The 17,709-nt window shown below is 61.4% G+C and carries 3 protein-coding genes; 2 read left to right on the top strand and 1 reads right to left on the bottom strand.

The features are described 5' to 3' along the window. Positions 1 to 796: 796 nt before the first annotated feature. A complete protein-coding gene (locus tag FIV42_RS15925) occupies positions 797 to 8,977 on the bottom strand; it encodes a Tc toxin subunit A-related protein (protein ID WP_141198645.1) in 8,181 nt (2,726 codons plus the stop codon). Positions 8,978 to 9,429: 452 nt separating this feature from the next. On the opposite strand from FIV42_RS15925, the gene FIV42_RS15930 reads away from it, so the two are divergent. Both FIV42_RS15930 and FIV42_RS15935 read left to right on the top strand, forming a co-directional pair. Continuing rightward, on the top strand, positions 9,430 to 16,728 hold the full coding sequence (locus FIV42_RS15930; RefSeq protein WP_141198646.1) for a SpvB/TcaC N-terminal domain-containing protein: 7,299 nt from the start codon (positions 9,430 to 9,432) through the stop codon (positions 16,726 to 16,728). Further along, the gene (locus FIV42_RS15935) at positions 16,725 to 17,231 is read left to right on the top strand and encodes a DUF2247 family protein (RefSeq protein WP_141198647.1); all 507 of its coding nucleotides are present in this window, start codon (positions 16,725 to 16,727) and stop codon (positions 17,229 to 17,231) included. Before FIV42_RS15930 ends, FIV42_RS15935 begins: the two co-directional genes overlap by 4 nt. Positions 17,232 to 17,709: the final 478 nt, after the last annotated feature.

Raw genomic sequence — 17,709 nt, forward strand, 5'->3', positions numbered from 1 at the left:
GTCAGTCAACGATGTTGGGCCCGTGTACAAGGGAGGGACTCTCGATGTCATTTTGGGTCCAACACCGGATCAACAAGAGGGATATTTGGCAGCGAAGGCCATATTATTGCCGCTCCTGCTTGTAATCGGGGCGATCGGATCTGGCCTGCTAATCTCGGTGAGGGTCGAGGGAAGCAATTGACTCCAATGGTCTCGCCCACAATCTATAGCGAGCTCGTGGAAGTAGGAGCCCAAGTATGGGGAGGGGAGCGCTGCTAGCGAAGACGTGACCGAAGATGCGGCCGGGTGACCTCTTGACTGGGTAAGAAGTGAGACGGTAGTTCGAGCGGGCGTGAGTACGGAAAGTAAGCCTTCCGAGGACGATCTTCCCAGTGACGTATGGGAAGTACATTCCCCGACGAAGCGCATTCTATGCGGTCATGCGACGTTGTTGATGAGCGCAGCCGCAGGCGAAGCGACGCCGAAGCGTGGTTTGCTGAGGCATCTGTAGACGGGTCCGACCCGAGCCTCGCGAGGGGAGGGCCCGGGGCGCCGTGGGAGGCCTCGACACGTGGTCGATGTGGCGACCTCCCGGCAACCCTCTTCGCCCGAGAAGGCCATCCTCCATATGCCTACACGTCGCAACGCCTGGCCAGGGTCTGTCGTCGAAGACGCGCCCACGTGTCGAGCGTCGGCCCGTTGTCAGCCCACCCGCCTAAAAGAGGCCGCGCGCAGCCTCGGTATCGAGAGCTGCGCGCGGTCTAGTTGGTGGGCGATGAGGTGCGAAGGTCAGTGCCTTCGCACGCTCGGTGTGGTGTTATTGGATGGGCCAGGAGGGAAGGTCGGCGTCGTACTCGATCACCAGCACGACGTCGGAGAGTTGTTTGTTGTCGATGATGGTGAGCAGCTCATTCGTCGACAGCGGGAACTCAAAAGTCCACGTGCCAGCGGGGGATGTTCCTCCACTGAGGACACTGGAGGTCGCCCAAGCTCCGCTACGGCGAGTGCTGACCATGCCGTCGACTGCGGTCTCGGTAGTTGCAGAATCATCCGCAAACGAAAAGGAAACGTCGATGTCCGGAGCATCGCTCTCTGTCACTAGGTAGAGACGGAAGTCCTCGACAGAGATGTTGTGCCGGCCGGGGCGGAAGTCACCGTCTTGAATGTCGAAGACAATCTCGGACAGGGCGTTTTCGACGCGCTCGTTGATGAGCTTGTACCACTCGTCGGGAAACTCGTTTCGCAGGCTGAAGCTTCGCTGCTCGGAGACCTCACGCGGAAGTTGGCTGGTCGTCTTCGAGTATTTCTCCACGCTCTCCTTGGCCGAGTAGTCGACAGTGATGAGCACGTCCATCAAGGAGTTGAAGTCCCACGAGTTCGCTGCTTTGGGGAGCAGCAAGTCGAAGGTCGTTTCGACTCCCAGTCCTTCGAACGGCCGGAGAAGCTCGGATTGCGGCTCAAGCTCGAACATGCCTGCCGAGCCACTCGGGCTCGTAAACGAGATGGACTGCGGCTCGCGAAGGATGTCGACGGGCTGATAGCCCGGGCCGCTCACCGTGGCACGCGAGCTGCCGCTAGAGAACAGCGACGCGCTGATGCCGTCAACGACTGGCGTCAGGGCAACCACGCGCACCGACACGCGTTCGATGAGGCGCTGGTAGTGCCCCGGGAAGTCCCGGTCGAACAGTTCGAGTGCGGTGTGCAAGGATGCCTGGCCATCGCTGCGAAGGCGCAACAGCTCATCGGGAGCGTGCTCGGCAAGCGAGAACGTCTTGGAGAGCTGCAGACGACGCTCGTTGGTCTCGCGTGCTTTGTCCTCGAGCGTGGCGATATCAGCCAGCAGGCGCGCCGAGCCGGTCAGGCCCTGGCGGCTATAGGAGGCATCATCGCTCGACACGTTGAAGCCAACGCCCCCCGGGTTGGGATCACGCCAGTAGTCGCTCGCGAACGGGTTCGAGATCGGCTCTTGGCGCTCGAAGACGAGCTGACGCCACGCCATGCGCGCCACGTCGGCAGCCTGTTGCAGAAGCCCGCGGTAGGTCTTGCGCAGAATGCGCACCATCCAGGCATAGAGTTCCTGGGAGGTGAACTTGTTCTGCAAGAACTGGAACGTCTCGTCGGCATGCTCGGTACGCAACTCGCCGAGCCGACGCTGCTGCGACGCGATATCAAGTTGAATGCGGCTGCCTTCGATTTGCGCCTCGGCGATCTCGGCGTCTTTGCACGCGAGGCTCTCCTGAAAGTGCCACTCTTGCTTTCGACGAGCATGGCTCGCACGAGTCTGATGGAACGAAGCCGCCGCAGACTTCTGTTGGGCACGGGATGCAAGCAGCCCTGGTGCCCCTCGCTGCAACTCGACGCCAACAGAGAGGGCCCCAACCAAGAGTGAAGCACCACCAGTAGCAGCTCCAAGCGCCGCCACCGCCATAGCATCGGCGACGTTGATCGCTTGTGCTGCGAGCGCCGCCTCATGGAGCTGCGCGGCACTTTCGAGCGCTGCGCGGGCCTTCTCTTCGGCCGCAATCAAGCCCGATGCCAGTAGATCTCGGTAGTGGTCAAGTCGCAGCGAGGCGCGACCACGTTGAAGCTTGGAGACCTTCAGACCATTTTGTGCCGCTGAAACTTGCAGCTTGTCGACCTCCTGCGACGCCTCGCTCAGTTGCAGAGTGTTCTCGGCCTCCATCAGCCTGAAGCGCTCTGCGTCGCGACTCTGAAGCGCCGACAAATACGCCCCTTCAATCTGACTGGCCGATGCAACCAAGTTCTTCGCCTGTTGCAACAGCACCTTGAAGCGGTACTGCGACGGGGGCGCATCTTGGCCTGCCGTCATGCCCGCCTCGCTCACGAGCAGGGGCTCGTTCTCGAAGCGAAGCCCTTGCTCGTACAGGGGCTTGGGGCGCTTCAGGCCGCTGATCGTGCGACCGGCGTGAATCTTCCGAAGGTTGTTTCGGGCCTGAAAGCGCACCAATTCAAACATCGGATTGGGCGACGTGCACATGCTGTAGCGGGGCATCGGCACGTATGCATTGATGACCCCACCGTAGGGCCCGTGGAGTTCCTGCTCACGCTCCGAAGTAGTCGCAGCATACTCGTCCGTGGCAAAGGCAGGGTTGTACACCTCTCCCTGTGGCGTCGGCTCATTGGGGTCTGCAAGAAAGCTCGCCGAAACACTCGCAGGGTTGTTCTGTACATCGTCGAGCAATGAGCCGGTGATGTTGGCGATGGCTTGCTCGAAACGCTGCGTCACCCGCGCCTGACCCGCCATCAATGCGCGCCGGTGATTGTAGGAGCCTTCGAGTTGCTGGCGCACGGCATTGCGGTACGTACTCTCGTCGGCCAACGTCTGCGCCAAGCTGTCAGGCTCGGCGAGTTCCTCTACTTCGAGCTTAGCCCTTTGGATCCCTGCGACCAAACCGTCGGCCAGCGAGGTCGAGGTATCGATGGCGGACTCGATATTACCCACCGCAGAATCACGCGCGCTTGGAACGTCGATTCGGCTCAGCAGTCGAAGCATCTGAATCACGCCCGATTGTGCGAGCGCAGGCAATTCTACGTCTGCATCGCCCAAGTGTTTGTCGGCGAGTTTGGCGACGATCCTCTCGCCGGCCTGGCCGAGGTCACAACCCGTTGGTGTGGCGTTGGCGACCTCCGGCTCTTCGAGGACTTGCAGCGCTTTCTCGTAGAGCTCACGCGCCAGGGGCACGGATTCGGCCGTGTCCTTGGAGAACTCCTGGTCGGCCCACTCGGTCAGAAGACTCGCCGCCTCGATGAACACCGCACGGGCGTAAGTCTTCGGGCGAAGCTGGGCCAGCGCATGCGGGTCGAGCGGGTCGCGCATCCACTCGTCGCGATCCCAGTCGAAGTCGACTGCCAACGACTCGTGCAGACCGGGGAAGATGCGGCGCTTGTCGGCGTCCGTCGCGTAATCGTAGACGGTTCGGAGCCAGTCGGCCGCAGCTTTGTACTCGCCGGCCTCGCGCAGTTGCTGGGCGAGCAGGAGAGGCACGAAGAAGTAGTACTCCTTCAGGTACTCGCGCGTGGCGTTCGTACCCCACTGCTGGTGCAGGCGGAATTGGTCTGCGAGGTGGCGTCGACGTAACGCCTTTTTCTCGTCACTCAGCCGTCGGGAAAGCGGACCCATTGCTTTTGTTCGAAGCGGCACCGGAATGGTAGTTTCGCCCTGTTGCAGCGAACCCAACAGCCCGTCTGCGGTATAGGTCCATGAAACATCGAGTGTCTGGATAAACGAAGCCGGCCTACCCTCGAGTTCGCCGCGAAACGCGCGAATCACACTTTGGTCGGCGGAGCCATCGATCGGCCCCCCCCAATGTGGCGCAGCACCATCCAAATGCGAGACCGGGTGCTTCAAGAAACTCACTCGTTGCGAAGCTTGCGCATACTCCGAGCCTCTAAAAGTCATCTCACGGAGTTGACCATCCCGCTCGAATAGTACGGTCTTATTCCCAGAGGTATCTCCAATCTCGGCAATGAAGCGGCCCTTGAGTCCCCTCAACGGCTTTGCGTTTAGATCGCTCTGTCTTCCCTCGGTGGGGTCATAGAAAGCGGGGGCCTCGAAGAAATGACCGCCACATTCGAGATACAAGTCAACGGCGCCTTGAAGTCCACTACTCTCCGCATAAACGTCGACAATGCGGAAATAGTCGTCTGTATCGAACGGCTTGTGAGCGATACGCTCTTCAGAGAGCCTGGGCTCGTCGAGCACTCTTGCAAGACCGGCGTGTATGCGTCCCCCCATCCACTCGTCATGAGTCCACGCGCTGCCTCGAGCTAGGGAGTTAATCCAATAGTCAAAGTCCTGTTGACTTCCTCTTCGTCGCCGGTCACTCGTCGATGCAGATGACCGTCTTCGATCCCTTCTTCGCTGAACGACGACTAGCGGCAGCTCTCCATCCCGAAGGGTGGCGAATTTGACGCTGATATTTCCACTAACGGGCGCCTTTCCCAGATCGAGACTTTCGGTCCAGTCTCGGTTGTCGTCTTGCGCCGCAAATTCTGTGGCGAAAAATTCGAAGGCGCCGTCGTCTTTTGGTTTGCAGTAGTACAAGAACACGCTGCCTCGCACTTCAGCCGCGCCAAACACGCGCACTTTATCGTTCTTGTCTGCAAGCACCGCCTTCCAAGGCGTCTGCTCGCCCGAGTCGAGGTCGATCGTCGAGTATTGCGGCGTACCGCCGGAGTACTGCCCGAACATGAACAGAAGACGACGTTGGTCGTACTCGCTGGTGCCGCACGGACTCGGCTTCTTGACCCGAACGTTGGCCTCGCAGGTGGCCTGGATGCGCAGGCCGCCATAGCGGGTCAGCGGGGCGACGGCTTCGGCGTACTCTTCAGCGGCCTTGCAAGCCTGCTCGGCGGTGACCGACGGTGCCATGAGCAGGTTTTCGCGTAGTTGCTCGAACGCCGGGGTACTCGTCTGACGCGGGATCAGATCGAGGTAATTCTCGGGGTAGGTCAGCACGCCGACGACGCTGCGCCACGACTCATACGAGCCCAACCAGCTCCACGCCTCGTCGAACTCGAATGGGTCGAGCGTCACGTTAATCATGCTCGAACTCAACGTGCCTACGCGCGCCTCGTAGAGCATCATCTGCAGCGACTCGATGGCCTGGGCGACGCGCGTCGTCCGGCTGGCTCCATCCGACTGCATGTCGACCAGCAGCTCTTCACCGGCCCAGTGCGCGCGCTCTTCAAGGGTTTCGCCTTGTCCATCGGCGAAGACGTCGATGAGCGCGTCGCGCAGCATCGGCATGGTCGCACTCTCGGCGTCGACGACGGCCTGCGAAAGCTCATCTTCGAGTTGATTCCAGATGCGGGTTCGCCGCTCGAGGGTGTCTTCCCACTCTTGTCGACGCTCGAGGTCGACTCGATACGAGAGGTCCTCCGAAAGCGAAGCCACCGGAGAGATATAGTCTTCGATGGGCAGCAGATTGAAGGTGCTCGGCGCCAACACGATTTCGTGGGTCGCTTCCTCGGCGCGCCACGTCGCGAAATTGCTCCGCTTACGGGCCCCCACCAAGATGGAGCTGACGTTCTTCCATCTCTGTGGCTTTACGGGGGTGCCGGCGTCGATGTCGTCGCGCACTGCGGTAAGGTAGTCGAGGTCAGCCGGACTCATATAGTGAGCGGAAAGGTCGTCCTCGTACTTGGTCCCGGCTGCGCGGGCAGCGGCTAGCTCAGCCATCGATGCGGTGGCCGAATCGTCGCTGTCCTGCCAGGTCGCAGCCTCGCCGAAGCCGATGCTGCCTGTCGCAGCGAGCGCCGCGTCGAGTTTGGCGGCATCGGTGGTCACGGCAGCCATCGCGCTGTCGATCTCGCCGAGCCACAATTTGACATCGTTCGCTCGATCAATCAGCAGCGTTGCCGCTTGGCTCCGCGTGCTGGTCGGCACAATCTCTCCGGCGCCGATCAGGTCCGGGTCGATAATCGGCGGATGCAACGCGTCGGCATCGGCCGGGCGATCGATGAGCTCCCACTTATCCTCGAGCGCGGTGCGCTGGGCGACGAGCAAGGTACAGGGGCTGGAGGGTTCGTCGAGCGGATCGGGAAAGTCCGGCGGGGTCACGCCCGACAGGTCGGCGTCGGTCTCCGTGGCCCGCAACCCGAAGTGCGTTTGCAGGTCCACTTCGGTGAGCGTGTCCGGATCGAGAATCAACCCGTCGAGCGAAGCCTCGGAGATACCGAGGCGATTTGCCACAGCTTGGCGAGTCTTGGCGGCGTCCGGCCGCGACGACCCAGCCGACGGCAACGTGCTCAACTCCTCGTAGGAGGTCCCGATCGCCTGGAGCAGCGCCTCGTACGCTGCCCGACGATATCGTGCCACGGATTCGTTGTCGCGGATTGTCTCACGCGACGCGAGCGAGCCGTCACTCGAGTGCTTTGCTTCAATCTGACGTCGCAAAACCTCGACTGCGATTCGCGGCTGCGACACGTCACGCTCGGAGATGCCGCACTCGACGGCAAAGTCTGCAATCGGCTGTTCGAGGGCGTCCGAAAGCGTGAGGATGTCGACCGCCCCTCCATTGATCTCAGTGCGCTTCGCGCTGAATTCGACGAGCTCCAACAGATAAGAGAGCAGACTCGACGACGAGGTGCACGAGTCGCAGCGACACTTCTGCGGAAGCTCGGCCGGCTGTGCGATCTCGGCGTTCCAACCGGTCCCCCACTCGCCGGCCAATCCCAACTCGGCGAGGGTAAAGAGCCGATCTTGGACCGCCGCCTTGCGATAGGTCACCGCAGGCGTGATGTGATCGTCGTTCTCATCGACGACCGCGTCGGCCACAGCTTCGTATGGGGTCTTTTTGGCGGTCTCGAAATAGCCTGTCTGGTAGTCTCCGCCGAGCACCACGGGCGGATCGACCGAGATCGAAAATTCCGCAGCATTCAGGTCGACCTGCAGTTGGGCCGTGCTCACATCCACCAGCCCGTCGAGAGACTGAATCTGGAAGCGCATGTCTCGCAGGTTCGTCGTATTATACGGCTCACTCCATTCGAGCGGAAAATAGCCGTTCTCGTTGGTCGGCGACGTCATCCGAAGCGTCTCCGAACCTGCGCCCACGACCTCGTAGGCGAGCACCTTGTAGTTGGCCAACGGCTCGCCGCCGGAATCCGTCAACCGCCCACGCGTCGACCAGGTGGTCGACTTGAGGCCGCTGACGGCGGTGCCGTCAGTCTCCAGGTCGAACACGTGCTCGAGGCCCGATAGTTGGAAGTGCACCCCTGGCAACGGGTCTCCGCCGCCAGCTCCCGCGACCATTAGAGTGGTGCCGTCGGGCGCCTTGAACACGAGCTTCGAGAAATTGCGTGCCTGACGGTTGACGCGCTCGGCGATCTCGCGCGGGGCGAATTGGTAGCGTCCCTCGGTATTGGTCGTCGTCGTGAGCGCGGGCGCGGCGTCCTGCTCACACCCGTAGAACTCCACCGTAGTGCCGCTGAGCGGCTCGCCAGTGGTCGAGTCGGTGAGCTGGCCCTCGACTTTGATGCGCCGGCCGTCAGACAGTCGGTAGTCGAAGGTCTGGACGTCCCAGCCTGGCTGATTGGGTACCCAGTAGCCCGGCCCTGCGACGTCCGGTGAGGCCGGATTGGTCACCGCGTCGATTGGACGCGCATCCACCGGCGCCACGCCGTCTTCGATCAAATTGAAGAAATAACCCTGGGAGGGCGTCGCAGGTGAGAACTCTGCGACTCGAAACGACGCGCGGCCGAACTCGTCGACTGCCTTGACGTCGACCGGCTCGGCGTTGGTCGGATCGGCGCCGATCGGGAACATCTCGACCAACAGCTGCTTCTTGGGAGCCTCCGTGTCGGCGTCCAGCACTCGCACGTCGGCAAATTGTGCCGTCGACTCGACTGTCCCAGAGATGGACCCGTAACTGTCGATCTGCCAGATGCCGTCGCTGGACAGCCCGTAGACCGTCTCGGGCGGCAGATCGGTGCGCGAATCGAAGATCAGCCGGTCGCTGTCGTAGGCGCGAAAGTAAAACCGTTGGACCATCCGGCCGTAGTAGCTCACCAGGTCCTTTTCATCGAACGCGAAGCTGATCTGGCCGAAGCCGTCGGTCTTGTGGGCGAGCAGCGGACCCTTGCCGCTGCCTTCGGCATCGACCAACTCTACCAGCACTCCCTCCAGTTCTACACCGTTGGTGCGCTGCAGATTTAGCGACGCACCATACTCCTGCGGTGCCGGCTCGGCCGGAAGCGTCACCGACACCGGCTCGTCGAAGTACACCTCCTTGGGAGCCGCTGCCGGCGACAGCTCGCCGATCTGCACGTTGCGTGCGTACGAAGGCTCGACCGTCGGATCCCAGCTTGCGGCGTGCACGGCAATGGGGTCGAGGTTGCCGCCGGTGTCTTGGTAGTGATCGGCCAGATCCAGGTCACCGGGAAAGATGAAAAAGTGGAGGGGCTCGGCACCATCGAAGAAGTTAATATATTGTTGATCTGTAAAGTCAAAGTGAACGAGCCCGTGCTCGTCGGTCACCTCTACTAGGAAGGGGACCGGTTCAGTCGCGTCGTCATCCCAAATTGCTACCTGTAGGCCTGGGATCGGGCCGTCTCCATCGAGGCTGGAAACTCGAATGTCTGCATCAAACATAGCCATAGCGTCTTTTCCTTCTCACTAAAGTGGGCGCGACGGCCCCAGGCCGTTCTCTTGCGGCCATCACGGGGGGCTCGGGTCGCGACCGGTTAACAAATGAACAAAAATGTGGGGGCCGAAGGTCACCGCCTGCGAGGGTGTCGCTCTCGACAGCCGCGCCTCCAGCACATTTATGTTTATATGTTAGCATGAATTCGATTTCAAGGCTTATATTGGATTGAGTTTCGTGTTTGATTTTAAGTTAAATGCAATTTAACCTATATCTTGTCTTGCAAATATGCGGGCGCTCCCCTCCTGCGGGCCGCCCGCGCACTTAACTGCAAAAGGATTTAGGCATGAGCAACAAGTCAGGCACGTCAAAAGACATCATCTCTTTGCCCCAGGGCGGTGGCGCCCTCGAGGGCATCGGCGAGTCGTTCTCGCCGGATCTATTCACCGGCACCGGCAATTTCTCGGTGCCCATCTCTGTGCCGTCGGGCCGCAATGGCTTCCAGCCCGACCTCAAACTCGTCTACAGCTCGGGCAGCGGGAACGGCCCGTTCGGGCTGGGTTGGGGGTTGAGCGTGCCGGGGGTGTCGCGAAAGACCTCCAAGGGCGTTCCGCAATATGAGGGCGAGGACACCTTTGTGCTGTCGGGCGCCGAAGATCTGGTCAAGGTCGGCGAGGAGCTCGATGGGACGAGCGGGCAGATCGTCAAGGAGACGTATCGCCCGCGCACCGAAGGATTGTTCGCGCGCATTGAAAGGCACCGGCCGACCGGCGGCGGCGATTGGTGGGAGGTGCGCACCAAGGGTGGCAATATCAGCTACTACGGCTCACCGAACGTCGCTTCTGACGATCCGGCGGCGCTCACCGACCCCGGCGACTCTTCGAAGATCTTCTCGTGGCGACTCTCCAAGACCGTCGACCCGTTCGGCAACGAGATTCGCTACAGCTACATCAAGGACACCGTCGAGGACGGCCCTCATCACTACTCGGCGCTCTATCCGCACAAGATCGAGTACGTCGACTACGACGATGGCTCGCCGAGCGGCAGCGGGTTTCTCGTCGAGGTGGAGTTTGTCTGGGAGGATCGGATCGACGCGGCCGGCGACGCCATCGACCCGTTTTCGACCTACCGGCAGGGCTTCGAGGTCCGCACCACCAGGCGCTGCAAGCGCATCGACGTGCGCTCGAATCACTACACCGGCAGCGACGCCCTCATCCGAAGCTACCGGCTCGAGTACGCCGACCCGAACACGCTGACCAACCGGCTGTCGATCCTCGAGCGGGTCGTCGTCGAGGGCAAGGCCGGCCCCGACACCCAGGAGCTTCCGCCGCTCGAGTTCAGCTACAACGACTTCGACCCCACCGGCCGCACCTTCGAGGCCATCGAGGGCGAGCAGTTGCCGAAAGTCTCGCTCGCAAACCCCAGCCTCGAGACGGTCGACCTGTTCGGAAACGGCCTGCCGGATCTGGTCGAGATGAACGGCCAATTCATCCGCTACTGGCGCAACCGCGGCGACGGCACTTTCGATTGGCCGCGGCCCATGAAGTCTAGCCCGATGGGTTTGTCTCTAGCTGACCCGCAGGTCCAGTTCATCGACGCCGAGGGCAACGGGCGCGCTGACCTGATGGTCTCGAAGCCCAACCTGAAGGGCTACTTTCCGCTGACCTTCGAGGGGAGCTGGGACGAGGACGGGTTTGTTCCGTACGACGAAGCGCCGTCGGTGGGCTTTGCCGACCCGGAGGTCAAACTCATGGACCTGACCGGCGATGGGCTGACCGACGTGCTTCGCACGGGTACCGGCTTCGAGTATTTCTTCAATGATCGCGATCCCGACCAGGCTTGGAAGGAGACCGACTGGAAGTCGAGATCAAAACTTGGAGATTTGCGTGACATTCGCTTCTCCGACCCGCGCGTGCGCACCGCCGACATGACCGGCGACGGGCTCCAGGACATCGTGCTCATTCACTCCGGGCACATCGACTACTGGCCAAACCTCGGCTACGGCCGCTTCGGGAAGAAGGTGCACATGCAAAACGCACCGCGCTTTCCGTACGGCTACCGCCCCGAGCACGTGCTCCTGGGCGACGTCGACGGTGACGGCTTGGCCGACCTCATCTTCATCGACGACGGGTCGGTGACCCTGTGGATGAACCAGTCTGGAAACGGCTTTGCCGAGCCGATCGAGATCTGCGGCACCCCACGGATGACCAACGAGGACGCCGTGCGCCTCATCGACCTCAAGGGCACCGGCAGCCCCGGCATCCTGTGGAGCCGCGACGCCACTCAGCCCGGCGGCGCCAATATGTACTTTCTGGATCTCACCGGCGGCCAAAAACCCTATCTCCTCAACGAGATGGACAACCACATGGGCGCGGTCACACGTGTGGCCTACCGTCCGTCGACCGAGTATTACCTCGCCGACGACCAAGATCCGGTGACGCGCTGGAAGACGCCCTTGCCGTTTCCCGTGCAGACCGTCTCCAGAGTGGAGGTCATCGACCAGGTCTCCAAAGGCAAGCTCACCACCGAGTACGAGTACCACCACGGCTACTGGGATGGCGAGGAGCGCGAGTTTCGAGGGTTCGCGCGGGTCAACCAGCGCGACTCGGAGAGTTTTGTCGACTATGGCTCGGAGGGCCTCGCCCCCGGCGAGTCGTTCGCTTCGGTCGATCAGGAAGAGTTCTCGCCGCCGCTCGAGAGCCGCCACTGGTTTATGCTCGGCGGGGTGTGGGATGCCTCCGGCGACTGGAAAGTGCCCGACTTTTCGGGCGAGTGGTGGCAGCATGCAGACACGGCCAATCACCCGAATCAGCTCCTTGGCGACTGGGCCTATCGGGGTGATAGCGACGACCCGCAGCTCCCGGGCCAGACGCTCCAGGAGAAGCTCGATGAGCTCGCGGTCGACAAGCGCCGAGAGGCGCTGCGCGCGCTTCGCGGCCGCAAGCTTCGAAGCGAATCGTACGCGCTCGACGGCCCGCCCCTGCAAGAAAAACCGTTCACGGTCAGCGAATCGATCCACTCGTTTCGTGACCTGAGCGCCAAGGCGCTTTCGGGCGAGGACCACGGCATCTTCTTCGCCTACTCGGTCGCCTCGCGCACCACCAACTGGGACCGCGGCGACGACCCGGCGACCTCCTTCGAGTGGTCGGAGGACTACGACGCCTACGGCCAGCCCCGAAAGACGACCTCGATCGCGTGCCCCCGAGGCTTCACCCGCCCGGATGTCGTCTCGTCCGAGCCGTTTCTATCGACCCACGGCACCACCAGCTTCATCTACCGCGACGTCGACGACGGCCAATATATGGTCGATCGCACGTCCGAGAGCGAGGCGTTCGAGATCGTCGACAGTGGCCAAAGCACGCTCATCGGCCTCAAGCAGTCGGTCGACGACGGCTCGGCTACGAAAGAGATCCAGGCCCACTCGATCACCTACTACGACGGCCCGGCCTTCGATGGCCTGGCCAAGGGGCAGATCGGCGCCTTTGGCATGCCCGTGCGTTCCGAGTCGCTGGTGATGACCGACACGATCCTCGCCGAAGCCTATCCTGCGACCGAGGGTGGTCTGCCGGCCTACCTTGCCGCAGATCCGGATGACCAGAGCTTCTCTTGGCCCTCCGAGTATCCCGCCGCGTTCAAAAATCGCATCGACGCGATGGACGGCCGCGCAGGCTACCGCTACGACAGCACGACCGGGCGTTATTACGCGCCCTCTGGCGGCAAGAAGTACGACTTCCAGGCAGGCACGGGCACTCGCGGCCTGGCCGTGCAGATGAAAAACCCGGTCGGCCACACCACCAGCGTCACCTACGATGGCTACGCCCTGCTGCCCACCCAGGTCGACGCGACCATCTCGACCACCAACACCACGCTGACGACTTCGGCGTCCTACGACTACCGGCTCTTCAAGCCCCTCGAGGTCACCGACACCAACAGCAACCGCACCAAGGTCGCCTACTCGCCGCTGGGTCTGGTCGAGAAGACCGCCGTGATGGGCAAGTCGACCGAAACCATCGGCGATACGCTCCTGGTTCCAGGCAAACGCTTCGTCTACGACCTGACATTTACGCCCGAATCAGGCACGACGCCCGCCAAGCCTGTCGCGGTCAAAACGATCGTGCGTGAGTACCACGTCAATCAATCGGTATCCTGGGTGTCCGGCGACGAGACGATCGAGTCGATCGAGTACTCCGACGGCTTCGGGCGCGTGGTGCAAACCCGCGCCCAGGCAGAAGCGCTCGACTACGAGCGCGCCGGCGAAGCCGGTGTCGACAGCGCTGGATTGCCGCCCGAGCACGGCGGCGGCATCGCCAATGCCATTCCCACGAGCGACCCGGACCGGGTGCGCGTGTCGGGCTGGCAGCGCTACAACAACAAGGGCAAAGTCGTCCAAAAGTGGGAGCCCTTCTTCTCGTCGGGCTTTGCCTTTGGAAACGTCACCCAGGCCCAAGCCGGAAAGTCGGTCAAGGTGCGCTTCGATGCGCGCGGCCGTCAGGTCCAAACGATCCGCCCCGACGGGGCCAAGACGCTGGTGGTCTTCGGCGAGGTGCCCGATGTGGCCGACCCGACCTTCTTCGATCCGACGCCTTGGAAGACCTACGCGTGGGACGCCAACGACTACGACTACGAGGTCGATTCTGCTGGAAACAAGACGGCCATCGTAGGCGGCGCCGACGAGCACTGGGATACCCCCACATCGGCCGTAGTCGACGCTTTGGGGCGCACGATCGAGACGGTCGAGCGCCTCGAGACCGGCGAGCAGCTCGTCACCCAGACGACCTACGACATCCGCGGCAACGTCCTCACCGTCGTCGACCCCAAAGGACGCACGGCCGCCACGCAATTCTACGACCTCGCCGACCGCAAACTCCGATGTGAGAGCATCGATGCGGGCACGTCCATCGCAGTCTTCGACGCCGTCGGCACGCCCATCGAAGCACGCGACGAGCGCGGCGCGCTGACGCTTGTCGCCGTCGACAAGATGCTTCGCCCCACTCACCAGTGGGGGCGCGACTCCTCGAGCGAGTCGGTGCGCCTGGTCGGCCGCACCATCTTTGGGCACGAGAAGGCGGGCGACCCGACGGCGACCAACCACCTCGGAAGGCCCTACCAGCACTACGACGAAGCGGGCGTGGTCACGCTCGAGGCGTACGACTTCAAGGGAAACGCGCTCGAGAACACCCGCGAGGTGATCGACCCAGGCCTGATGATCGGCGCCGTCGACGACGCCTCGAGCGCCAACGGCTACGTCATCGATACATTTCGCGTGGACTGGACGCCGGCGCCCGGCGAGACGCTCGAGGATCGCCAGGGCGAACTGATCGGCTCGAGCTCGTATCGGACGTCGTACAAGAGCAAGTCGGTCTTCGACGCGCTCAACCGCCCCGTGCAGATGACGCTGCCGGCCGACGACGACGACAACGATGCCACCGACCCCGACGAGTTCGGCTACGGCAAGACGATCACGCCCCAATTCAACCGCGCAGGCGCCCTGCAGTCCGTCCAGATGTCGGGCACCCAAACCCCGTCGGTCGACTACATCGCCTACAACGCCAAAGGCCAGCGCATCCTGGCGGCCTTCGGAAACGGCGTGATGACCCGCTACGCCTACGACCCCAACGTCTTTCGCCTCAAGCGGCTGCGCAGCGAGAAGTTCCACCCGGACTCGACGCCCGAGACCGGCTACGAGCTGCCGAGCACTGGCAAAAAATACCAGGACATCGTCTACAGCTACGACGCCGTCGGAAACATCCTGTCGACCGACGAGCGGGTCACCGACGTCGGCGTGGGCGGAGCGAACACGATGGTGCGAAGTTTCGAATACGACGCCCTCTACCGCCTCATCGAAGCAACGGGCCGCGAGAGCGACGTCCTCAAGACCGACCCCTGGCAAGACCAGCTCACCGCCAAATCACAAGCCGGCTACACCGACTCGCCCCAGAACACCCGCGCCTACACCGAGACCTACGCCTACGACAACGTCGGCGGGCTGAGCCTGCTCACCCACCAATACGGCGCAGGCTCGCAGTGGACGCGCAACTACACCACCGAGACCGGCTCGAACCGCATGACCGGCATGACCGCGGGCGCAAACGCTTACACCTACACCTACGACAACGTCGGTAACCTGGTCCAAGAAAACACCGAGCGCCACTTCGAGTGGGATTTCGCAGGAAGGATGCGCGCCTTTCGAAACCAGATCACCGGCAGCGCGCCCACGGTCTTCGCCCACTATGGCTACGACGCTGGCGGCGAGCGCGTCCAAAAAGTGGTGTGCCGCGGCACGAAGACCACCCGCACGGTCTACATCGGCGGGGTCTTCGAGCACCAGCAGGTCATCGAGAACGGCTCGGTGTCCACCGAAAACCAGACGCTGCACCTGATGGACGACGCCAAACGCGTCGCCACCTACCGCGCCGGCCCGGAGCTCGACGGCGCCGACCGTGCGAAGACCCGCTATCACCTGGGCGACCACCTGCAGTCGAGCAACGTGGTGCTCAGGCAAGAGCCCGATGCGAACGGCGAGCTCTTCGTCAACCGCGAGGAGTACCGCCCGTACGGCGAGACCGCCTTTGGCAGCTTCGAGTACAAGCGCTACCGGTTTACCGGCAAGGAGAAGGACGAGGAGAGCGGGCTTCACTACCACTCGGCGCGGTACTATGCGCCATGGATGGCGAGGTGGACGACGACCGATCCGTTGGGGATGGTGGATGGGCCGCATTTATTCCGGTATGTGAGTGGGAATCCCATTCGACTCAAAGACCCTGGCGGAACCAATCCGAATAGTGAGGATCCAAGCACATTGGACATTTTCATCGCTGGGGTTAAGGCAGCAGTCCGTGGAGCTTTGGTACTGAGCAATGCTTCGACTCAAGGCGTAGAAGAGAAATCGAGGGCAATGGGGGATAAGACCAAGCAGGTTTCCGAATCAGCTACAAAGTCCGCAGCAACGGCTGTTGGGCTGTCCGGCTCAGAAAGCGATGAACTCGCGATGTATGTCGGAAGTGGTACAGGTGCGTTCTTTTACACGACCGGCGTAGTTGGTGGTAGCTATCTAATTGGCGGGGCTGGGGCGCCGTCGGACGCGGAAAGCGTCGGTGAATCATTCGCTGCCGCGACTGTAGCCGCGGAAAATGGCAACTACGAAGATGCAGCTGTTACAGGTGGGCTCGGTGCTCTCCAGGTGACGGCGATGGGTCTTGGCGCGTTCGGGTCTGCGAAGATGATCAGAAAGGCGGCCAGCGTGCGGAATACCAGAAGCCTTAAAAACAACCCGATTCTCGGAAAACCCAGAGTAGGAAGCGGGAACAAGGTTGATACCCCGAAGCTAAAAGTAACCGACAATCCAGATCCGAACGGGTTACCACGTCAAATCGTCCGCGAATTCGGTCCCACTGCACGAGAACATGGATGGCCGGACATTATCGACAATTTTGCAGGAGATGCCGCAGATTTTACCATTCCCACTCGAGGCCTCGGCGGGCAAATTATCGGCGAGAGCAAACTCTATCAAATTGAAGGCTCGTTGAACGGGAGAACTGGCGTGTTCGAATGGATTGTCGACAATGGCGAAGTGACACACAGAAGATTCATCAAGAACGGTAAGGTGACCGGCCTACCTAACCAACGGCCAAGGAGTGAAAAATGAACACTAGGATCCGTCAACGAGCAGTAGAAATCTTGGATAGTCACGAATGGTGGAATTGGAACAGTCTCAAAGTAGGGTGGGACCTGGGCTTCATTGGAGCAAAGGACGTAGTCGACTTTGCAACTGATTTTCTGTGCAGGCATCCGAGCGAAGAGCGGGACGCCGTTATTGATTTGGCCGGTGCTGAGGCCAGCGAAGACAAATTGGTCCGTCAAACCCTGAGCATGTTGGCGCCCGGCGCAGAGAAAAGTTCGTCCAGATCGTCTGTGTCCCGAGACGCCTGGCTCCTGAGTTCACTACTCGCAGTACGGGAGGCGGAGCTCTCAGAAAGGGAGATGCTCGAGCAACTCGCAGAAATTTATGCAGATTTCGGATATCCAGAGGAAATGGAAGATTGTGTTTACTATATGCCGTCAGATAGAGCGCCAATCGAAGCATTTCGCGAACTAATCGCCTCGCTCACGACCGAAGTAAACAATGATTTCAAGGAAGCAACTCCCTAATCGGGCGGTCAATGAGGGCGCTGGAGCCGCAGAGAGGTGCATGTCTTTGCGCTACCAAGGCGCGAGCCGATAGACCTTCTCGATTTCACGCATTGGCTTCTACCACGCGTCAGGGAGCTCAGCCGGGCTTTCCGGTGCCAGGTGCGAGCGAGTTCAGCAACGCCCCGAGCGAGTCATCAAATAGGTCGGCGACATGTCACTAAGTGGTTAAATTTCTTCTTGAAATACTATCGTGATGGGATGGCTGAGGTGAATCACTTCCACGTTGAGAGTAGGAGTGAGGATCTGGACCTTACAGTAAGTGTACAGGAGTTTCGCCCGCCACTGCCTTCTGATGAGGCGCGGAAGATTCTAGACAAGGACGGATGATCCTGCTCTTTTTCGCTCACCTCGGCTCGTGAACGTAACCCAACAGTGCCAAGCACCGTGACAAGGGAGGCCTCATACGCCTGTGAGGCAGGTTTCCCAGTACAGGATC

It is taken from the genome of Persicimonas caeni, assembly GCF_006517175.1.
GTDB classification, from domain to species: domain Bacteria; phylum Myxococcota_A; class Bradymonadia; order Bradymonadales; family Bradymonadaceae; genus Persicimonas; species Persicimonas caeni.

Coding starts and splice junctions, on each gene's coding strand:
- FIV42_RS15930 (WP_141198646.1), top strand. CDS start 9,430: ATGAGCAACAAGTCAGGCACGTCAAAAGACATCATCTCTTTGCCCCAG.
- FIV42_RS15935 (WP_141198647.1), top strand. CDS start 16,725: ATGAACACTAGGATCCGTCAACGAGCAGTAGAAATCTTGGATAGTCAC.